Source organism: Acinetobacter sp. BIGb0102 (assembly GCF_003815055.1).
In the GTDB taxonomy this organism is placed as follows: domain Bacteria; phylum Pseudomonadota; class Gammaproteobacteria; order Pseudomonadales; family Moraxellaceae; genus Acinetobacter; species Acinetobacter vivianii.
In genome coordinates this window covers 359,194-381,032 of the sequence record NZ_RKQE01000011.1, presented here as the reverse complement: position 1 = coordinate 381,032, position 21,839 = coordinate 359,194, and the positions used below count along the sequence as shown (strand labels likewise).

Here is a 21,839-nt window from a genome sequence, read left to right as displayed (position 1 = left end):
TGCCACAAAAAAACTACCCAATCTTGGATTGGCTGACCTACACTGAATCAATCGATTCGTGACATGGCAAATAATAATGAATGACTCAAACTACATCCCACCCAAAGTCTGGCAATGGACTGGAGACAAAACCGATTTAAATCAGCCAACTTCAGGGAGTCGCTATGAGCAGCAATTACCTGTTGGACAACATCCACTCCAGCTATATTCGCTTGCCACCCCGAACGGGCAAAAAGTAACGATTCTGCTTGAGGAATTACTGGCATCGGGACATACAGAAGCTGAATACGATGCGTGGTTAATTAAAATTGGTGAAGGCCAACAATTTGGTAGTGGCTTTGTTGAAATTAACCCAAATTCTAAAATTCCGGCCTTGGTAGATCATAGCCAAAACCCGCCACTCAGAGTGTTTGAATCAGGTTCTATCCTGCTCTACTTAGCTGAAAAATTTAAGGCCTTCATTCCCACTGACCTTGCTGCACGTACCGAATGTTTGAACTGGTTATTCTGGCAAATGGGCAGCGCGCCTTATATTGGTGGTGGTTTAGGGCATTTTTATGCTTACGCACCAGTAAAAATTGAATATGCCATTAACCGTTTTGCGATGGAGACTAAACGTTTACTGGACGTATTAGACCAACATCTGGCAAAGCACGAATACCTTGCGGGTAATGAGTATAGTATTGCCGATATTGCTGCTTTCCCGTGGTATGGCAGTGTTGTAAAAGGCTGGGTTTATAATGCGGATGAGTTTTTAAGCGTCGATCAGTATAAACATGTGCAACGTTGGGCCGATGCCATTTTGGCGCGTCCTGCGGTACAACGTGGGCGTATGGTAAATCGCACCTTTGGCGATTTAGCTAACCAACTGCATGAACGGCATGATGCCAATGACTTTGAAACCAAAACACAGGATAAGTTGCAATAAAACAATTAAAAACCTCTTAGCCAGCTAAGAGGTTTTTAATATTCAAATGTTTAATCCAAATAGATCTAAAGATGATTGAGGAATCTATTTTTCAAAAAACTAAAAATATTTAAGCAAAGGAATATGCTTATTGCGGTGTTTAAAGGAGGAGAATTTCAGCATCGCTGGATATAACAGAACGCTTAGGATTATCGCAATTCCCCACACTGTAGCCATGTGATCCACGCCATAATAATCTCCATAATTATATCCCCAAATACCTACAGCAATGACATATAACGCTTTAAGCACAAATAAATGCACGATGTAGAAGAACATAGGTACAGAGCCAAATATAATTAAAGGCTTAATCCAGTTTTTGGTTTCAACCTTCTGAAGTAACACCAGAACAATAAGTCCAATACCAACATTCCATAAAATGAAAAATAATGAAGGTGGATATTTGGTCAGGTTCAGGAAACTCATCACTGTTTCACTCCACGTTGGCATCATTTCCCAAGGTTGGTCACCGTAAATGTTGAGCGCCCTTAACACGAGAAATAAAGCAATACCTGCTAGACCAAAATTGATAAGCATACGATTCTTTTGCTGAGTCGTTTTCGGTTTGCCAAAAACAACGTGGCCAAGACAATAACCTAAAGTAATCACGCCAATCCAAGGCAAGACGGGATACGATGTTCTGACCCGTAGCACATCTCCAAAGTTTATCCAGCCCCGCTCATGTAAAACCAACCATATCCCATTCATGACAGAACCCTGTGCAAATGAAATATTGTCCATTAAATTATGACCAAAAATGATCAGCAGACTGATGGCCCACAACAATTTTTGCGGCAAGCCAACCAATAACGCCAAGGCAATCATACTAAAACCAATTGCCCAAATGACTTGTAAATAAATCACATCAGGTGGGAACTGGCCTGTCCATGCGAAATTGACAATCAGCAGCTCGAGTCCAATTAAAAATAAACCACGCTTCAATAAAAATTCGCGCGTCATCGCTAGACTATTGTTCTTGGCTTGATAGAGATAAGCAGATAAACCCGTAAGCACCACAAAAACGGGTGCACAAAGATGGGCCAATACTCGGCTAAAAAATAGTGGTCCTTCTGTTTCAGAAATAACCATCGGATCTGGGACTTGATGATGTAAGTAGAATGTTTCCCGTACATGATCAACCATCATGATAAGAATCACCAACCCTCTGAGCGCATCAATCGCTTGTAAACGTTGAGATAAAGCAGACATAAAATCAAAAAATAAATAAAGATATGTTATATCATAACAATAAATGCAAGATGAATAAAATGCTATAGAGAAAATTAAAGATTAGATTCAAAGTATTTACCTAAAATATAGGCTGAAACGTATTTGATGACACAATGGGATTGATTGTTTTAAGCACTTTCTCCTGCAAATACAATGCAATTCTTAATAAAAAAGGTAGATCATTGTGCCCAACAATCTACCTTATATATTTTAACGGATAGGAAGCAACACCTAGGCAGCCTGTACCTCAATCACTTCACGGCGTTTTAATAACGCATAAATTACACCTGTAATGCAGCTTCCAATCGCAATGGCTGCAAGATAAAGCCAGGCATGACTAATCGCATTTGGAATCAGCAACACAAAGATCCCACCATGCGGTGTCACCAACTCACAATGGAACAATGCAACCAATGCACCAGTCACTGCCCCACCTGCAATACACGCTGGAATAACCCGAATCGGATCTTTGGCAGCAAATGGAATCGCCCCTTCAGAAATAAAGCATAGCCCCAACACAAAGGCAGCCTTACCTGCATCTCGCTCACTTTGGTTGAACTTTTGTTTAGCCAATAAAGTTGCAATCGCCATCCCAATCGCAGGCACCATTCCCCCAGCCATGGTCGCAGCCATCGGCATATATGTATTGGTGGTCAACAAACCAACGGTGAAAGCATAAGCGGCTTTGTTAATCGGGCCACCTAAATCAATACACATCATTGAAGCCAGCACAATCCCCATCAGCACGGCATTGGTGGTTCCCATATTGTTGAGAAAATCTTTCATCATCTCAAAAATTTGCGCGACAGGATGTCCCACGACGTAGAACATGATCAGACCGACCGATAATGTTCCCAACAAGGGCACAATTAAAATCGGCTTCAAGGCTTCCAGACTGGTTGGAAGCTTGATTTTTTTGGCAAGGAATAAAGCGATATAACCCGCTAAAAAGCCAGCAACGATCCCGCCCAAGAAGCCCGCATTTAATTGAGTTGCGATGAGGCCACCAACCAGACCCGGCGCTAAGCCTGGACGGTCAGCAATTGAATAAGCAATATAGCCAGCCAGCATCGGTACCATTAAACTAAAAGCAGCCGCACCAATTTGCTTTAACACAGCGGCCAGACTTCCAGCCTCCTCAGCCGCATTCAGTCCAAAACAGAGGGATAGCGCGATGAGCAAACCACCCGCCACCACCATTGGCAACATAAACGACACGCCAGTTAAAAGATGCTTATAGACACCTGTTTTTTCTTTATTGGTGTCTTGATTGGTCTTTTGGCTATTTTGTTTAGACGATTCTAAGACCTTGGCTTCCGTCATTGCTTCTGCAAAAGCCTTATCGGTTTGTTTCAGTGCAAAGCCTGTCCCGCAACGATAGACACGTTTTCCGACAAAGCGATCTGTATTGACCTCAATATCCGTGGCTAAAATCACAATGTCCGCAGCAGCAATCGCCTCATCGGTCAGGATATTTTTAGCACCGACTGAACCTTGCGTTTCGACTTGAATGCGATAACCTAATTTGGCTGCACCCTGCTGTAATGCTTCCGCAGCCATAAAAGTATGCGCCACACCCGTAGGACAAGCCGTCACCGCAACAAAATTCTGTGCCTGACGCTGATCATTGGGTTGTGTTGCCAATTGTGCAACCGTCGTGGGATTGCTCAAAGCCTCCTGTAAAGACTGCTCGGCATCATCCATCGCTTGCTGCAGTGAAATGGTGGCAACTGCATAATCATTGAAAGCATCGAGTTGTGATGGTGTCTGCCCAATAAAAACAACCGTATCAAAATCTTGTTCAGGAAGCTCATCCTGCACAGAAATGATCGCGCTGTCATAGCCTTGCTGTTGCGCAATCTGCGCCAGTTTTTTTGCCAGAATCAACGCATTGACATACTGTTGCGAATTGATCACAAATAAAAGAGATTTAATTGTTTGCATCAGATTTATCCAGAGTGTTGATCATGGTTTGTTGTTTTAGCGCTTCCAATCGCTCAGGTTCAGGTACACGAAAGCCGATTTGACTCACCGCATGACTGGCAATTGCCGTAGCAGTTTTTAAGGTTTGCTCAGGTGTCATTCCACTTACTAGACCATGCACCATGCCTGCCAGTAATGAATCACCGGCACCCACGGTACTTTTTACGGTGACTTTAGGTGGGCTGGCATGCAACACCAGTGCGGGATTGATCCAGTTGACCCCTGCTTCGCCCATCGAAATGACAATATGTTGAATATGACAATTTAAGCGCTGGAACAAGGCAATTTGCTGGGAAAATTGTTCTACAGACTCACCAAAACTTTCCTGTAACTCATCCGTATTCGGTTTAATCATCCATGGATTCATTTCAATCGCAGCAACCAGCGCCTGTCCGCTGCTATCAATTGCAACGTGCTTTTGCTGTTTGTGTAAGATAGAAATTAAAAACTTGAAATCATCTATGCTAAAGCCCTGTGCAAGGCTCCCAGCAATCACCACATAATCAACGTATTGGCAACATGCCTCAATACGCGCAAAGAAGGCCTGTTTGTCATGTTCAGACACCAGAAAACCTTTCGCATTAATATCGGTCATTCGTCCAGACTGTTCTGCAATCTTGATATTCTGGCGGGTTTCACCCTCAACATAGACAAATTGGTTATCAAACTGCATCGCTTGAAAATGCTGATCAAACAAAGCCCGATTCTGTTTTCCCAAAAATCCTGACACAATCAGGTCATGCCCCAGATCATGCAGCACTTGTGCAACATTGAGCCCCTTACCCGCAGCATGATATTGCACCTGTTGCTGGCGATTAACCTCACCCAAGCGCAATTCATCTAGTTCCAGCGTGACATCAATTGCAGGATTTAAAGTAATTGTTAAAATTTTAGCCATGCTTCAACTCCACCAAATCACGGACTGCTGTGGCACTTTCACACTGTAAAGCGCGTTGAGCAAGCTGCTGGCAATTATGATAATTCAAGGTACGAATTTGTGCTTTCACCAATGGAATGCTGGATGACGACATACTCAGTTCATCGACGCCCAATCCAAGTAAGATCGGGACAGCCTTTGGATCAGCGGCAAGTTCTCCACACACGCCTACCCATTTCTGATGAGCATGCGCAGCCCGAACGGCTTGATCAATCAATAATAAAATACTTGGATGCAAACCATCGGCTTCGGTAGACAATACGGGATGTCCACGGTCAATTGCCAGCGTATATTGAGTTAAATCGTTGGTGCCGATACTAAAGAAATCCACTTCTTTGGCCAATAATGGAGCCAGCAAGGCCGCTGAAGGCACCTCAATCATGATTCCCACTTGAAGATTTTCACATGGATATTCGGCTAAAACCTCATCCAGAATATGTTTGGCTGCCCGCCACTCTTCAATTCGCCCAACCATTGGGAACATAATCCGTAAAGCACGACCATCCGCTGCTTTTACTAGAGCAATCAATTGTTGACGCAATAATTGTGGTTTCCGTAAGGTCAGTCGAATTCCGCGTAAACCAAGGAACGGGTTTTCTTCGGCAGCAATAGGCAAATAAGGTAGAGGTTTATCACCACCAACATCCAGTGTCCGTACTACCAATGGACGCCCTGCAAGGGTATCCAGCACATGACGGTATTCTTTTTCCTGTGTAATTTCATTCGGTGCCTGACGATGGGCCATAAACACCAGTTCGGTCCGCAATAAACCAATCGCCTCTGCACCATGATCGACAGCTTTTGCGGTATCCAGAATCTTACCAATATTCGCTGCAATCTCGACCTGATGCTGATCTACGGTGACAGCTGCTTCCTGACAATGGCGTTCCGCTTCCTGACGTCGCAGTTTCTGTTGCTCACGCTCGCGAATCGCTTGTTCGATCTGCTCAGGCGTTGGATCAATATCAATTGCGCCTGTATCCCCGTTAATCAGTACCGTGGTTTGTGCCTCAATATTTAGAATCTGCTCACCCGCACCAACAACAGCAGGAATTCCCAATGCACGTGCCACAATAGCACTATGTGCTGATGCGCCACCCACTGCTGTTAATATCCCAGCAACGCGGTCTTTGTCTAAACGTGCCACATCCCCGGGCCCAAGATCATGCATCACCAGAATATAAGGTTGCTCAGGTTCAAGCTGCATGACTTCATCACACAGCACACTTAAAACCTTGTCGCCAATATCTCTTAAATCGGCTGCACGTTCTGCCAGCAGCGGATCATTCAGCGCTGCCTGCGTTTGTGCGGCCTGTTCAATATAGTCATGCCATGCAGCAGCAGCCGTTAGGTTCTGATTTAAACCCTGATGCACCTGCTGGATCAGATCTGGATCATCCAGCATTTCCAGATGTGCCTTAAAGATCTGTCTGATCTCATCAATTTCGGTTTTTAGAATCAGTTGGTGAATGGTGTTTTTGACACTATACAGAGCGATTTCCAACTTTTCTTTTTCTGCTTTAACGTTGTGTCCAAAACGTTCATATTGAAACTTTTTCGGTTTAATCACATGCGCTGGACCAAAGGCAAGCCCCGAAGATGCAGCCGTTCCCTGCGCAGGCAAATCGGTATCAATAATTTCTTCCCACGCAGTTTCTGCTTGAACAAGTGAAGCTGTTTCAGATTGCTCAAGCGCTTCAACCTCTTCGCCCAAACCATTTTTAACAGCTTGTACAATCGCAGTTAATCCTTCTACGGCATCTGTGTTCGGCTCAGCAATAAAGGTCAGGGTCTGTCCATATTGACAGCCCAAAGCCAATAATTTGGTCAGACTTTTGGCAGATACATAAGGCCCACCGTCTACCGCAACCTGAATGTCACCTTTAAATGTTTTACTAATATTGACCAGTTGTGTGGCAGGACGAGCATGCAAGCCATGCTTATTGGCAAGCACCACAGGTTGATAAGGCCAGTCTGGAATAATTTCTGCACCAATCAGCTTGGCGATTTCATGACGACTTTGTTCAGATTGAAGTTGCTGTTGAATATTTGACTGAAATAGAAGATCAATTAAATGATTCAACTGTACGGTATCAAGTTGCTCATGCTGGGCAATACAGATTAGAGTTTGTATTTGCCCCTGTGCAAAATTCAGAATCTGATCAGATTTCACAATACTGACGGCGGCTTCTGAAACGTAATTTTTTCCTGAAATCGTCCAGATAGCGTCCTGAATCTGAATCAGGTTTTTAGGATCTAACTGGCTAATGAAACCCGCTTCAACCAGTTTTTGTTGTTTTAATAACTTGGTTGCTGCCCAGAAAAAATCATCAATATCTTCAACATGCGCCTGCGTCTGGATTAAATTTTCGTGCAGAACCAAAGAATCTGGGCGAACTTGCAAAATATCAATAATTTGCTCAGCCGTGGTTGCCGTTTGCACCTGAACACTAACATCGTGATTTAAAGCACGAGTCAGAATTTGCAGAACCTGTAAATGTTCATCTGATTTTGCAGCAATTACCACAGCCAAATAAATTTTATGTTCACCGTCCCACACCACGCCTTCTGGAAAATGCGCAAGTCGGATCCCTGTTTCTTTAATAAACTCACGCGATTGAGGAGTACCATGAGGAATGGCGATTCCTTGCCCTAAATAAGTTGCGCCCTGTGCTTCACGAGCCTCTAAGCCAGTTAAATATTCAGCCGTCGTTAATTGATCTTCAACCAGAATATTAACTAAACATTGTAGTGCTGTTGCCTTATCCTTGGCACGCAGATTCATATGTACATGCTTTGGCTCAAGTACAAACATAAAGTGTCCTTCAAAAAGTTGAAACCGTTGTTTTTAATTCAAGATGAATAAAGGAAATATAAACCAAGCCCATCCATTTCCCTACATTCTACAATAAGGTTTTTGATTCTAGTTTTAACAGTCACAAATCTTATGAGAAATAGAATCAATTACAGATTATTTTTAGACCAATTTTGTTTGGCTTCCACTCTGTACAATAAGTCGAGGTCTCAAATAATAAAATTTTAGTCAAGGTTCATAGATTGAAATGGAAAAGAAAACCACTCAATCTACTTCCGTCACAAATGCCAGTTCAGGCTTAGCCCCTTCAATTCTCAATCAATGCATTTGAAAAGCGACAGACCTGTATCCGACAACAGAAAATTAAGCTTAAAAGATTAAAACTCCAGACTAGCCAACTGACTAAGTTTTCACCTAACCCCGATATTTTTAGGCTTAAAAACGCCTTTATGCAGCCCCAAATTCCCTACAAAAACTAGACCATTCGGTTGTGAACAATTACCATAAAACGCCTTGAGACGTTTCAACATGTATTTTCTTTTATAGAAAATTAATTAACTTATTGAATAAATACGGATAATATTTTGGAAAAAATCTACGCAACATCTGCTTTAAGCTTTTTATTCTTCACAATCTCTTTACCAGCCACTGCTGGCGTTACATTGGGCGATGCGCAAAATCAATTGGGTGCCTTAACCATTTCAGGAACATTACGCGCCAACTATCAAGATAAACACTACGGCGAACCAGTTTCCGATCAAAAGATTAAGTTCGATGCTGCCATTTTACGTTTAGATTATGAGCGCCTAGACTGGTTTGGAAAGCTGGAATATCGTTGTTATCAATATGATAATCTTTGTGACTTTTCAACGTTGGTATATGGTTATGCAGGCTATCGTTTAAATGCCACGGATAATATTACTCTGGGCTTGCAACCCATTCCTTTTGGTCCGGGAAGATTTTGGGATAGTAGTTTTTATGCCGGCATTAACAATACCATGGGGCTGCAGGACGCGACCAACTTAGGGATAAATTATCACGTTGAATTACCTTCTTTAACCAAAATAGATTTAGCCTATTTTGCCAGTGATGGAGGAAACTATCATGGAGCAAGTCAAGATTCAGCCCGTTACACAGCTAATGTGGTTCACTCTTCTGATCCATTCAAAACCAATTTAAATGAAAAAAATATGTGGATGGCGCGAGTAGATCAGGCGCTTTTAAGCCGTGATGATCTCAATGTATCGGTGGGCGGAAGTTATTGGTACTCAGACATTGAAAATAAAAAGAATGCAGCTGACGGTTCTAGAAATACTTGGGCATTGTTTAACCGTATTCATTATAAAAACCTGAATGTGGTGCTGACAGGTGGCAAACAGTCAATTCGCAATAAAGATGCCTTAAGTCCGCATCAGTCAACTTTTGGCTCATTTGATAGCGAATATGACATTGCCAACAAAGGTTATTTCTATACGCTTGATACCAGCTATGTATTTAAAGATGTGATGGAGTCGCTTAATGTAACCCCCTATCTTGTATTGAGTGGTTTTCATAAACAGGAACAGAACTTTGATGACTCTCAAAGAAATATTTTAGGCGTTAATTGGGGATACAAGAATATATCTTTAAATACAGAATATGTTATGAGTAAAAATGATCCCTTTGTTGGCGGAAACAGCAGTTCACTCGCTCAAGGAGACGATGGTAAATGGAATAAATTAGTGAACGTCATGTTCCAGTACCACTTTTAATTTACCTTAGACACATATTGATGGAGCTGCAATCTGATTTGATTGCACTTGTTCCCAAACTATATCTGTTTATTTGCGATTCATTATCGCATAAATAAAGTGTGATTCTGTGTAGCCAATCGTTTTGCGCATGCCACTTATACGACTCAGTTTGAATTAAATACAATCTATATTCTTATGTGGGTTTCAATATGGGATAAAATACCAGACAAAAAATAAGCCCTTACAATAACAAGGGCTTATTAAATTTATCGTAGCCGTATCAACAGTAAGAAATCATAATTTGCTTATATTTGAATCGCTGTACCATATTTTGCCAGACAGACCCAATTCAACTGTTGATCTGATAGCCATTGATTCATAGACTGCTCAAACTTAGGCTGAGTTTCACTGTGTTGACACGGATGAATATAACCAGCCCACATCAAAACCAATAAAATTTCTGTAAGCTGTTTTGAAGATAAATTCTGTTTGAGCAGGCTGGACAACTCAAGCGTTGAAAGCGCCTGTTTATTAAGTAGCTTAAGTATCTTTTCAAATATCTGGATGGCATCTTTTATTCTACCGAGCTTGGCATCCAGACTTAAATCCTTTCCAACTGGAGCCGCAGGTAATAGTCCAAATTTCACCGTTGAATAATAGTTTTCTAACTGTTGTTGATTAAGTTGAGTTCTATTTTTTACATAGATATCTTGTCTCTGCAAGGTATAGCGCGCAATATCCTTAACGGTCTCTTGTAAAGTAATTAAGGGTAAGCTTTTTACCACTTTTTGAACTTCTGGTGGCAAACTGATCTTATCTAAATTTTCAATAATCCCAGCTCCCCCCACATAACAAAGTCCCAACTTTCCAAAGCGTTGGATCATATCGGCAGAATGTTGAGGTTGCCAATGTTCCGATAAAAAATCATGGGCAATATAGTTTGGCTTATCTTGGGCAAGTTCCGATAACTCTTGATTCAAACCTGGAATTTTTTCAAATAATCCACTCTTCGCTGCACCAATTTGACGGACTAAATTCAGGCTTTGGATGGCTTTGGTAGCTGAGTCGCCTTGCAAATTCTTAGACGTTTCCAACATTAACTTTTGCACTGATACCAAAGAAGTGGCACCAGGATGACTCATATAGCTACAGTATAAAACCCCGTCTTTTTTTAAAAATTTATCAACAATTTGCGCAACAATATTCTGGTTCTCAGATGAGATCCAAGACCAAACCCCATGCGTTACAATAAAATCAAATGGCTCTATGTCAGCATTTAAAAAGCTGTCAAAATCCGCATGAATAAATTCAATATTATCAATACTGGTCGTTTCTAAACCTTCTTGTGCAACCATCAAATGCTGTGGATTAAAATCGACGCCCACAAAATGTCCCAAAGGATTTGCAGCAGCTGTGAGGTGTAAATGAATTCCCATTGCACAGCCAAGTTCTAAATATCGATAGGGTTTTACAAGATCAGGAGCACAAAAGCCTTTTGATTGAACAACCATATTCAGCCACAACGGCATCGTTTGTCTATGTACAAATGTTGGATAAGGTACATCTACAATATAACCGTCTTGCGAAGAACTCATTCAATTTACCTAAGCAGAATAATCTAATAATTCAAAAAATAGATCAGCCCATTACTGAAATAAGCTGATCTGTTTCATGACTCAAATATCGATCTAGAATCGGGTGGTGAAACCTACGTAATATGTCGCTGGCGGAGCATCGCCATAATCAACACTTCCCTTGTTGACTTTGTCACCACCGATATTTTCAACGCCCGCTCTCAAGCTGAGTGAATCACTATAATCAAAATTCACACCCACGGCTCCCGTTGTTGTGGCATTTGAGAAGTATAACTCTTTACCTGCTGAGCCTGATCCTGCAACAAGATCAGCCTCTGTAAATGCTTGTTTACCGAGATATTGTACACGGGCAAATGTATTCAGACGATCTGTAACATCCCAATATACCGCCAAGTTGGTAGTAAATTCAGGAACTTGAGCCAATGATTGTCCTGTTGCTTTATTTTCTGACTCTATCATATAAGTGGCATTACCCGTCACTCGTAGATAATCATTCAATGGGAATTTATAAGTCAGTTCCAGTCCACTTGTACGCGCCTTTTCAACATTCGATTGGCGTGTATACCAGATACCGTTAATTTGCCCGTAGAAGTTGTTTACGATCATATCTTTGTAATCACTGAGGAAGTAAGTGAAATCAACGCCATAACCATCTTCTTCGTAACCAAAACCAATTTCATAATTGGTACTGGTTTCTGGATCAAGATCTGGATTACCTAACATGTAGCATGATTGACCCGGTTGCCAATCCGGTATACTTATACAGCCCATTCCCATTGAACTTGTGCCAGATGAACCTGAACGTTCTTTTAAATTTGGCGCTCTGAAACTACGCGAAACACCACCTTTGACAGTCCAGGCATCTGTTGGATGATAGACCCCGTAAATACGTGGACTAAAGTTAGGATCATAATCATTGCTGCCATCAACACGGCCGCCAAGAGTTAAAATAAAATTATCTTGTAGATGGATTTGGTCTTCGGCAAACAAAGACCAAGAATAATCATCTGGGTTCTTATCTGGTGTCTGGATATTGCCATTTTCATCAGGAACCAATTGATTCCCGATGTTTGATGCATTAGAGACCTGTTCATATTTTCCTTGTGCACCAAGGGTCAGATCATTTTTACGGCCCCAAAGATCTAAAGGTTTACTGGCTTTTAGATCCAGAACTGTTTCACTACTTTTAGAACCGCCGTCTACAGCAAATGCAGGTGTCTTATTTTCATATTGATTATAGTAAAGGTCTGCATTGGTGACTAAACCATCAGCAAAACGCCCTTCATGACCAATACCAACATTGTAGTGCTCCATTTTGTCAGCACCAAAATGTTCTGTACCTAATTCAGCTTGCTCAGCCTCACTCAACTGTGGATTCTTCTCAACGCCGTAACCTAGATCAAAGTTAAAATCTTGGTTATCAGAAATTTTCCAGTTTAAACGGCTGGAGATATTTTGCTCTTGATTCTCGCCAGTACCATTCTGAATACCTTCATCGGCATTTCTTTTTTTAATGTTGCCGCCAAGTCTAAAACCTAAATTATCCGTAATTGGCCCTGCAATGTTTGCAGCTACATTAATGGTATCACCTCGAGAGCTACCATCAGGCTGGCTATAATCAGTTCTTAATGAACCCGTAAGCTTATTGGGAATTTTCTTGGTAATAATATTGATCACGCCACCCGCAGCTTCAGAGCCGTAAAGTGTTGACATTGAACCTCGTACCACCTCAATTCGCTCAATCATTTCTGGAGAAATCCAGTCAATATCTTGCGAAATTGTATCAGGACGATGGCCTAGCAACGATGAGTTACCAACTCGCTTACCGTCGACCAGAATTAAAGTATATTTGTCAGGGGCACCACGAAATGCAATTTTTGAACCCGGCCCAACATTTGAATAACCACCCACTGCCCCTGGTAATTCACCGAGTAAGTTCGCAATACTAGAAACAGGACGTTTTGCTATTTCTTCAGCGGTAATTACACTAATCGAAGCGGGAGCATCTTTAACATTAACGCCAGATCCACTCGCAGTCACAACAATCGTTTCTAATTTAACAGTTTCATCTGATTTATCGAGTGGTTTACTCTCTTCATTTGTCATTTCAGCAGCATGGGAAAAGGCCATCATACTGCTTAAGACTGAAACTGCGAGTAGAGATTGTCGAGCTATGTGTTTGGCCATTTTCCCACCTAAAATCAGACTAATATTAAAATTTGCTTAAAAATGCACGTGAATTTTAACAAAAGTTAAATAAAACACAATCAAAATGATAATTATTATTGTTTATATGGTTTATTCAATCTTTTGCTTTGAAATTTTACAGCTTATGGGCAATACGATTTAAGTTACTTTCTCTTACCGCTTCATAGATGTCATTATCAGAATTTTTACACTTGACGCTATGTAGAGGAAGCTCTTACATATCTAGCAAAAGCCATATAAAGATATATGTACGCTGGCTTTGTGTTCTACGATTCCCTCTTTACATCACTCTGAACTTTAATTCTTTTCAAATTCGGAATGGAAAGTGGCAATCAAAACTAATCACTTCCAATCTTCTGAAATATTTAAGAAATAAAATGCAAAATACAATTTAATGTAATAATATAACATTACATTTGATTTATATATGCTTACTATGCTTTCCAAATTTTATCTAATATCTTCATGTTCATTACTGTCAAACTTTGTCTGGGCACAAACATCTGATTCGACGACATCCCTTCCAACAATCGTCATACAAGCACAAAAAACAGATCAAGATGTCTTAACAACATCTGCATCAACTAAATTTACGCATGATGTACTTGATACCCCTTCCAGTCGTAGCTTTCTTTCTCAGGAAGTTTTAAAACAGCAAGATGTACAACGTATAGATGACGCTTTAAATCAAGTCAGTGGCGTGTTCAGCCAAACTAATTATGGTGGTGGCTTCTGGGATAATTTTTCATTCCGTGGATTTAGTACAGATCCGAATATCGGGCCACAAATTATCCGAAATGGATTAAGTGTGAATCGGGGTCTCAGTGCATCTCGGGATATGGTCAATATTGAATCTCTAGAGTTTCTCAAAGGCCCAATGGCTGCACTATATGGACGAGGAGAAACGGGTGGTTTACTCAATATCAATACGAAAAAGCCAGCATGGGAATCATCTAGTGAAATCAATTTGCGAGCGAATAGCCTAGAAAAATATCGTGCTAGCTTTGAGCATACCGCCCCGATTAACGACCAATTAGCATATCGTTTTGCTATTGCACATGAAGATAATCAGAGTTTTCGGGACTATGTGAGTAATTCACGCTGGTTTTTTTCTCCGCAATTAAGCTGGAAGTTATCCGATCGAACTCAATTGGACTTAGACACAGAATTCACTCGTGTAGAAGGATTATTTGATCGTGGTATTAGTGCTTATCAGCAGAAAATTGTGATGAATCCAAAAACCTATACAGGTGAACCAAGCGATGGAGATCATTTACAAACTGATAATTTTTATCAAATTCGGCTCACGCATGAGCTAAATGACGATTGGAAAGTCAAAAGTGCTGTGAGTGTGAAAGATAGTTTGTTAAAAGGTTTTTCTAGTGAACCTCGTCGTATACAAAGCGATGGTCGTACTTTAGAGCGGCAGCGACGTTATCGGGATAATAAAAGTGATGATGTGTTATTCCAAACAGAAATGTTAGGCACGATCCAACAAGACTGGGCAAAACATGAAATATTGTTGAGTGCGGAAATGGGACAAATGAAATATCGCCAATTGCAGCTACGGCGTAATCATAGTTCAGATATACCCAACACCATTGATATTTACCAACCTGCTTATGGAACATATTTACCAGACCTTCCTCTATTTATTGACACTGAGGATCGACAAAAATACTTCGCCTTCAATGTCCAAGATCAGATATTTTTAAATGATCAATGGAGTGTTTTACTTGGTCTACGCTTTGATCATGTCACACAAGAATTTGTGAATAAGATTGCCACGACCTCAAATCAAAAAGACTTACAACAAACCAGTCCACGTTTTGGTTTGAACTATCGTTTGAGTGATGCATGGTCAGTCTATGCCAATTATGGCCAATCATTTGCAATTAATAGTGGAATGGATCGCAATAATCAAACCTTTGACCCAGAAAAAGGTCAAAGTTATGAGATCGGCAGTAAATACCAACTCAACCCACAAAGTCTGATCAGTGTTGCATTATTTAAAATGGATAAGGAAAATGTGCTCACAACAGACCCAATAGATAACAACTTCCAGATAACCGCGGGAGAAGTCTCTAGCCAAGGGATAGAGCTAGATGTCGAAACACAACTGAATGACCAGTTATCGCTCCGCGCCAATTATAGTTACACCGATGCTCAGGTTGAGAAGGATCAAACACTTGCTAAAGGTTCGCGCTTAAGCAACGTTCCCAAACATAGCGGTTCAATCAGTACAAACTATGAATGGATGCTATCTGACAACTCAAATATAGGCGTTGGGGCAACAGCTGTTTATGTTGGGAAGCGTAGTGGTCATAGCACTGATAATGGATTCAATCTTCCTGAATATACATTAATTAATTTAAATGCTTACTATGAGCCAAGTGAACAAATACGTTATCAATTCAACCTGAATAATCTTCTCGACAAAACCTATTACACGGCAAGTTATAGTGAGATGTGGATACAGCCTGGTGAACCGTTGAATGCATCATTGGCAGTGCAATGGAAATTTTAAAAAATGTTTGAATGAATGCGTTAAGGCTAGCTAAGCTGATACAGCCTTAACCATTAAACTTATGAAAGTGTAAACATATTGTCAGCATCGAATATAACCGCCAACCTTATAATAAGCATTAACATTACCTTGTCGTGCTATAGGGTTTAAACAGTTATAATTTCATCACCCCCAATCGCTCATCATTAACTTCTGATTGCCATGCCCCAACAACCTTCTTATTGGCGAAATCTATTCCGCTTAGTCCATATATATGCAGGGATATTTGTTGCGCCATTTATTTTTATTGCCGCATTTACGGGTTTTCTATATGTCAGCAGTCCGCAATTAGAGCAATATATTTATAAGGAGCAGTTGTATGTACACAGTGAAAATCGCCCTCAACAACAACTGAGTCTGCAAGTTCTTGCAGCTCAATCTGTAATGGCAGAATCAGCAAGAATTACTGAGCTACGTCCAGCACCTGCATCGGATCAAACCACCCGGGTTATTTATGCTGATCCAGAAAATAAGCTGAATAACCAAGCAGTTTTTGTGAATCCGTATACATTAGAGGTTATGGGGCAACTACCTGTTTATGGTACGAGCGGTGTACTTCCTTTAAGAACGCTAATCGATCAATTCCACAGCAATTTACTACTGGGTGACGTTGGAAGACTCTATAGTGAGCTTGCAGCAAGTTGGTTAGCAATTCTCAGTCTGTCAGGACTTTATCATTGGTATATACGTAGAAAACATTTTAATCAGAGCAAGACCGTCCGAAATAAAGTTTTAAAATGGCATAGCTCAATTGGAATAGTCTTGCTTCCATTATTACTCATTGTTGCGATTACAGGACTAACTTGGTCTAAATGGACAGGAGAAAATATCCGCATACTTCGCCAAGCCTTGAATTGGCAAACACCAGCTCTCGTTAGCTCTATTACAGGTACGCATTCGGTTGATAGTCATGCACATCATCATAGCGATATGAGTCAAATGAACCATCAGCCATTCATAAAAGCAGAAAATTTTGATCAAGTGCTACAGCTTGCCAGACAAAATGGTATTCGCAGTGCTGAACTTCAAATAAAACCACCGACAACGATAAATACAGCATGGACAGTTTCTGAAATACGTCGTCGTTGGCCTACAGAAGCAGATAGTATCGCTATTGATCTTAGAAATAATAAGGTTATTGATCATTTACACTTTAAAGATTTTCCAATCGCAGCAAAACTCACACGCTGGGGTGTTGATGCGCATATTGGTGTTTTATTTGGTTGGGTCAATCAAGTGATCCTAATGATCTACGCACTTGCTCTATGCTTTCTGATTCTTTTGGCTTTCTGGCTGTGGAACCGTACATTTAATTTAAAACAGACAACCTCCAATTTCGTAAAGCAGAGCTTACAACTTTGGGCAACCGGCAACATAAAACAGAGATTTTTTCTTCTTCTCTCTCTGGTTATTCTTCTAATTTGTTTGCCAACCTTAGCAATCAGCATAGCCGTGGCTATTGCTTTCATCATGCTTAAACAATATCAATCCAGATTGTTATAATTGGTTGGCTAGGCACTAAAAATAGTGCCTAGCAACTCTATTAGGCAATTTTATCGAGTTGGAAATCTTCAAATAGCTGATAAGGTAAACCCGTCTTCGTCTCTAAAACTTCAACATAACCATGACCTAAAATTAGCTGATTTCGCTCTTTCACACTTTGTAATTGGATTTTTACTTTCCCATTATCTAAGAAACTAAAATTTCCTGCATACAGCTCATATTTATTATGATCACTATTAATTGTCCGCTCCAACCGAAAAGTCTGATCTGCATAAATTTTTAAATCTACATTCATACCGTCACAGCCTTCACAAAATGCCGAACATCCCATACATGGAAGTGCGCCTTCATAATGCCCTACCCATTTTTGCAGTTGGGCATCAAAATTTCTTTTAACTTCCGAATTTGCTTTCTCATCCTTCACCGCCTGATCATGCTGACCACAGCCCATCATTACACTGGCGAAAATGAAAGAACTCAATAATCTTTTCTTCATCACTGTTCAACTTAATCTGTTTAATTTCGCATAAAAATCAGAAAGACCAATCAAAGCGCAAGGTCGCTTTCAATGGTTCGCCAGGCTGTACCCAGAAATTTGTATAGCTCGCAACGTAATAATCCTTATCGAAAAGATTATCTATATTGAGTTGAGCTCGCAGATCAGGACGGATCTGTAAATAGCCACCAATATTCACTACCGTAAATTCAGGTAAAGTTGTTCCATTATCAATATAGTTCGCGCTACGTTGTCCGTAATAGTTAATGTTTCCAACTAATCCAGCCTTACGTCCAAAAACATTCATTTGATAATCAGCACTAAGATTTGCTGTATGTTTAGGAATATTTTTAAGTCGGGATCCAGTTTCATCTACTTCACTTTCAATGACAGAAGCATCCGTGTAGGTATAATTTGCATTCACCCGCAGGTTATCATTAAATTGATGTTGAAGTTCAAGCTCAACGCCTTTGCTTTGCACATGACCATTATCAACATAACTATCTGTAATACCTTCCGTGAGTAAATGACGCTTATCTAAATCAAAAAAAGTTAATCCAAACCAACTCTGCGGTTGAAATTGATATTTTGTTCCAACTTCCCAGCTCGTTGTCTTTTCAGGTTCATAGAGGTCATTATCCTTATTCAACCCAGTGTTTAGTTCAAAGCCCTTCCCCCAGTTACTGTAAAAAGACAGCTTTTCTGTCGCTTTAAAATTAATAGCAGCTCTTGGTGTAAATGGCATAAATAGCTGTTGAGATGATTTTCCTGTTTGATGGTTTTCAATTCGCTGCTCTAAACGATTAAAACGACCTCCCAATAATATATTCCACTGATCATTCAAGAAAATCTGATCCTGAATGTTCAGTCCCAGCATATCCTGAGTTTCCGTAGTGTCTTTAGTGATTCGGGTCAAAGGCAAAAGATTTTCACCGTAAATCGGATCATAAATATCTATTGGGCTGTTAGTGCCGACAGCATTCCGAAGCTGAGTCTGATCAATCGTATAATGCCCAGCTTCCACATTGGTTACCAATTCATGTTGAAGCGAGCCAGTACTAAACTTACCTCGTAAAATTGACTGAAAATGTGTTGTTTCCGTCTCAAATTGACGAGCTCGACGGAAACGATTTGCTGTTCTGCCATCTTCTGCAATTGAACCAATCTCAGTTGATGTACCTTCACGCTGCCCATGGTTGTAGGTAATTGCAGTCGTATTATTCCAATTATCGTCAAACTCATGATTCAAACGTAACTGGTACATCTGATCTTTAATTTTAATATCACCATCACTTGGTTCTCCCAAGAACGTTTTTTTATTTACCGTAACCCTGTCATCAACCATTGGAATACCACGATCAAAAACACCTTGGTATTCAGCAAACTCCGTATCAAGATTCAACTGAGTTTGTTCTGAAATTTTCCAAGCCAATTGTGGTGCAAGATAATAGTGCTGGTTATCTACATGATCTCTAAAACTCTTATTATTTTCATAAGCAGCACCTAATCGATAGGCAAGATCATCACTGATTGCATTGGTTGTATCAAGCGTGAACCTATATTCATCTAAAGTACTGCCACTTAAACTTAAAGTATTTTTAGGCTGCCATTCAGGTTGTTTAGTAGTGATATTCATAATACCGCCAATTGCGCCCTGCCCATACATCGCTGCCATTGGCCCTTTTAAGAAATCAATTGCTTGAATACTTATCATGTCTCGTGGAGTATGGATCCCACTCACCGAACTTAAACCATTACGCATATAGATCGTTCCCATATTTGGGTCAGTACTAAATCCTCGAAATGAATAATTATCCCAAAACCCACCACCGTAACTGTCTTGGTAGACCACACCATTTACAAAGGCCAAGGCATCACTAATACGTTGAACATTATGGTTTTGAATATCTTCTCCCGACACATGAGACTTGGTAAAAGGTACTTCTAATAAGTCATGATTAAATTGTGTAATCGCCTGAGAGGAAGTATGCCTCTCATCCTGTTTCTCAGCCGTAACCGTTATGGTGGGTAACAACTCTACTTTAGGATTTACACTCAATTCACCTTCTGCTGCAATCACAGTTGTTGAAAATTGAGGGGCTTGTTGTAAATCATCTGCGGCAAATGTAGTTGAACCAGATATTCCATAAGCGAATAACGTAATACTCAAACGATAAGCAAAGCTAGCATTTATCAATTTTATCTGTGGTACGACATAATTTGGGACAATAAAACTGTTCCCATTTAAGAATGGGTTTAACTTGAATTGAGACATTTCAATTCCTTTAAAGCATAAATTTCCGCTAAGACATTGCAGGAATGTCCATAAATATAAAAACTTTGGAATTTAGGCAAATAAAGGAGGTGCTCTACCCTGTGGAAGTAGATATAAACGTTGTAAAGCAAAATAAATATGCTGAAAATGATATTCAAATGCCAACATCCGCACAAAAAGGCGGTCAAGTACCTGATCAAGATTAAAGTCCAGACCTGTAGTTAAATTAGCAAAAACCATACAGTATGGACATTCATGTCCAGCTTCATGCTGGTGGGTGCTTTGCACAGTCTGAACTTTTTGATCTTCCTTCATTATATGGTGCTGATGAGAGTGATCAGATAAATGATGGGAACTATGTTGTTGAGCAGCACTTATAGTATTGGAAAAAGCATCAGAAATAGTGACACAGACCAGCGCAATACGATATTGTTCTGGTAAAAGTGGTTGTATAAATACAACGGATTGCAGGAACATTGCCATGAGGGCAAAGACTAGAGCAACTCTCAAAATAGGCTTTTCAATATTGAAACGATGGCAATTTAACATAGCCCGCGCAATGTGAGCAATTGTTAATATCTTCATTGGATTTAGGATTTAGCCCTACTCATAAAATAATGTGAGACCACCGCCATCGTGAGTCATCTAAAGTGAAACAGAATCTTCCTTATGGTTCATATAAGCTATTGAATCATTCGGACTATGTTTAAAACATATCAAACCACTTTTCTATAAACGGAAACGAGCTAAATCTCATGGATAAGTGCCTTCAGGTTGAGAGTAGAATTTCAATCTAACCATTAACTTTTCCTCTTTATTCTTTTCTAGTCCTATCCCATGTAATTCAATCCAAGTTTTTATATGGGTTAAGTTAAAGTATAAATTTCAGATAAAAATAATCCCATGTAATAACAAATATTTAGCTAGACATTTAGCGGAAGCGATGATACTCAAATTAAAAAACAAACTGTTGATTAAAAATTTTAAAATTGCATGACTTTATTTTCCTAAAAGACATTAACCTATTATTTTTAGAGCACTAGGTATTTGATAACCATATTAACGTAATTTCATATCTGCTTCTGATAAATAGGCTTTCTTGGTGGTCTTATTCCACAAACAAAGCTCTTGGCCCGTTCTGTTTTTCATGTGCGCTTGCGGATATTGACCTTGAATCAGAAGTGCAGAATATCCAACGCGATCATCAAACAGCATGACATTGCTCGCTGGCTTGGCATTTTTAAGCTGGCTGGCTTTTACACAGGCCGATTTGATATCCCGATCATGCTTTTCCCAAGCCTGCTCCGAACTGGCGAACGTCACACTTGTAATGACAGAGCTTGCTACAAAACCCAAAACAGAAAGATATTTTAAAAAGATACGATGCTTCACTGCCATGATCCTTGTCCTGTAAAGTTGAATGCCTTGATCTATACTGAAACAATCTTATGCAGGAATCTAGCAATTTATACATGTTGTAACAGCACATCTTCAGGATTACACATATCTCTGAACAGCGATTTGAACACGA

At 40.2% G+C, this 21,839-nt stretch carries 14 protein-coding genes; 4 read left to right on the top strand and 10 right to left on the bottom strand.

Annotated elements, in window-relative coordinates; all coding sequences use genetic code 11:
* Positions 1 to 76 precede the first annotated feature (76 nt).
* A complete protein-coding gene (gene yghU, locus EC846_RS08025) occupies positions 77 to 928 on the top strand; it encodes a glutathione-dependent disulfide-bond oxidoreductase (protein WP_123774811.1) in 852 nt (283 codons plus the stop codon).
* Between the two features lie 99 nt (positions 929 to 1,027).
* On the opposite strand, the gene EC846_RS08020 is transcribed toward yghU, so the two are convergent.
* The 4 genes from EC846_RS08020 to ptsP all read right to left on the bottom strand — a co-directional run bounded on the left by EC846_RS08020 (position 1,028) and on the right by ptsP (position 7,932).
* The gene (locus tag EC846_RS08020) at positions 1,028 to 2,176 is read right to left on the bottom strand and encodes a DUF1624 domain-containing protein (protein ID WP_123774810.1); all 1,149 of its coding nucleotides are present in this window, start codon (positions 2,174 to 2,176) and stop codon (positions 1,028 to 1,030) included.
* Between the two features lie 252 nt (positions 2,177 to 2,428).
* A complete protein-coding gene (locus tag EC846_RS08015) occupies positions 2,429 to 4,141 on the bottom strand; it encodes a fructose-specific PTS transporter subunit EIIC (protein ID WP_123774809.1) in 1,713 nt (570 codons plus the stop codon).
* On the bottom strand, positions 4,128 to 5,078 hold the full coding sequence (gene pfkB, locus EC846_RS08010) for a 1-phosphofructokinase (protein ID WP_123774808.1): 951 nt from the start codon (positions 5,076 to 5,078) through the stop codon (positions 4,128 to 4,130). Before pfkB ends, EC846_RS08015 begins: the two co-directional genes overlap by 14 nt.
* On the bottom strand, positions 5,071 to 7,932 hold the full coding sequence (gene ptsP, locus EC846_RS08005; protein WP_123774807.1) for a phosphoenolpyruvate--protein phosphotransferase: 2,862 nt from the start codon (positions 7,930 to 7,932) through the stop codon (positions 5,071 to 5,073). The genes pfkB and ptsP overlap by 8 nt, the downstream gene beginning before the upstream one ends.
* 584 nt (positions 7,933 to 8,516) lie before the next feature.
* Here ptsP and EC846_RS08000 point away from each other — a divergent pair.
* Positions 8,517 to 9,683: a hypothetical protein gene (locus EC846_RS08000; RefSeq protein ID WP_123774806.1), complete on the top strand. Its 1,167-nt coding sequence runs from the start codon at positions 8,517 to 8,519 to the stop codon at positions 9,681 to 9,683.
* Positions 9,684 to 9,970: 287 nt separating this feature from the next.
* On the opposite strand, the gene EC846_RS07995 is transcribed toward EC846_RS08000, so the two are convergent.
* Complete coding sequence (locus EC846_RS07995) at positions 9,971 to 11,260, bottom strand: class I SAM-dependent methyltransferase (protein WP_123774805.1); 1,290 nt, start codon at positions 11,258 to 11,260, stop codon at positions 9,971 to 9,973.
* A 93-nt stretch (positions 11,261 to 11,353) separates the two neighbouring features.
* A complete protein-coding gene (locus tag EC846_RS07990) occupies positions 11,354 to 13,447 on the bottom strand; it encodes a TonB-dependent receptor plug domain-containing protein (protein WP_123774804.1) in 2,094 nt (697 codons plus the stop codon).
* Between the two features lie 457 nt (positions 13,448 to 13,904).
* Here EC846_RS07990 and EC846_RS07985 point away from each other — a divergent pair, with 457 nt between their 5' ends.
* Both EC846_RS07985 and EC846_RS07980 read left to right on the top strand, forming a co-directional pair.
* Positions 13,905 to 15,995, top strand: coding sequence for a TonB-dependent siderophore receptor (locus EC846_RS07985; protein ID WP_123774939.1), 2,091 nt, complete (start codon positions 13,905 to 13,907; stop codon positions 15,993 to 15,995).
* Between the two features lie 201 nt (positions 15,996 to 16,196).
* A complete protein-coding gene (locus EC846_RS07980) occupies positions 16,197 to 17,537 on the top strand; it encodes a PepSY-associated TM helix domain-containing protein (protein ID WP_123774803.1) in 1,341 nt (446 codons plus the stop codon).
* Positions 17,538 to 17,577: 40 nt separating this feature from the next.
* On the opposite strand, the gene EC846_RS07975 is transcribed toward EC846_RS07980, so the two are convergent.
* The 4 genes from EC846_RS07975 to EC846_RS07960 form a co-directional block, all read right to left on the bottom strand.
* Positions 17,578 to 18,033, bottom strand: coding sequence for a copper resistance protein NlpE N-terminal domain-containing protein (locus EC846_RS07975; protein ID WP_123774802.1), 456 nt, complete (start codon positions 18,031 to 18,033; stop codon positions 17,578 to 17,580).
* 37 nt (positions 18,034 to 18,070) lie between these two features.
* Positions 18,071 to 20,308 (bottom strand): TonB-dependent receptor, encoded by a 2,238-nt coding sequence (locus EC846_RS07970; protein WP_123774801.1) that lies wholly within the window; start codon positions 20,306 to 20,308, stop codon positions 18,071 to 18,073.
* Positions 20,309 to 20,380: 72 nt separating this feature from the next.
* The gene (locus tag EC846_RS07965; RefSeq protein ID WP_228200671.1) at positions 20,381 to 20,857 is read right to left on the bottom strand and encodes a DUF2946 domain-containing protein; all 477 of its coding nucleotides are present in this window, start codon (positions 20,855 to 20,857) and stop codon (positions 20,381 to 20,383) included.
* Between the two features lie 510 nt (positions 20,858 to 21,367).
* Positions 21,368 to 21,706, bottom strand: coding sequence for a hypothetical protein (locus tag EC846_RS07960; RefSeq protein ID WP_123774800.1), 339 nt, complete (start codon positions 21,704 to 21,706; stop codon positions 21,368 to 21,370).
* Between the last annotated feature and the right edge of the window lie 133 nt (positions 21,707 to 21,839).

Excerpts from the sequence above, each read along its gene's own strand:
- yghU (WP_123774811.1), top strand. The coding sequence starts at position 77 with ATGAATGACTCAAACTACATCCCACCCAAAGTCTGGCAATGGACTGGA.
- EC846_RS08020 (WP_123774810.1), bottom strand. The coding sequence starts at position 2,176 with ATGTCTGCTTTATCTCAACGTTTACAAGCGATTGATGCGCTCAGAGGG.
- EC846_RS08015 (WP_123774809.1), bottom strand. The coding sequence starts at position 4,141 with ATGCAAACAATTAAATCTCTTTTATTTGTGATCAATTCGCAACAGTAT.
- pfkB (WP_123774808.1), bottom strand. The coding sequence starts at position 5,078 with ATGGCTAAAATTTTAACAATTACTTTAAATCCTGCAATTGATGTCACG.
- ptsP (WP_123774807.1), bottom strand. The coding sequence starts at position 7,932 with ATGTTTGTACTTGAGCCAAAGCATGTACATATGAATCTGCGTGCCAAG.
- EC846_RS07995 (WP_123774805.1), bottom strand. The coding sequence starts at position 11,260 with ATGAGTTCTTCGCAAGACGGTTATATTGTAGATGTACCTTATCCAACA.
- EC846_RS07990 (WP_123774804.1), bottom strand. The coding sequence starts at position 13,447 with ATGGCCAAACACATAGCTCGACAATCTCTACTCGCAGTTTCAGTCTTA.
- EC846_RS07985 (WP_123774939.1), top strand. The coding sequence starts at position 13,905 with ATGCTTTCCAAATTTTATCTAATATCTTCATGTTCATTACTGTCAAAC.
- EC846_RS07980 (WP_123774803.1), top strand. The coding sequence starts at position 16,197 with ATGCCCCAACAACCTTCTTATTGGCGAAATCTATTCCGCTTAGTCCAT.
- EC846_RS07975 (WP_123774802.1), bottom strand. The coding sequence starts at position 18,033 with ATGAAGAAAAGATTATTGAGTTCTTTCATTTTCGCCAGTGTAATGATG.
- EC846_RS07970 (WP_123774801.1), bottom strand. The coding sequence starts at position 20,308 with ATGTCTCAATTCAAGTTAAACCCATTCTTAAATGGGAACAGTTTTATT.
- EC846_RS07965 (WP_228200671.1), bottom strand. The coding sequence starts at position 20,857 with ATGTTAAATTGCCATCGTTTCAATATTGAAAAGCCTATTTTGAGAGTT.
- EC846_RS07960 (WP_123774800.1), bottom strand. The coding sequence starts at position 21,706 with ATGGCAGTGAAGCATCGTATCTTTTTAAAATATCTTTCTGTTTTGGGT.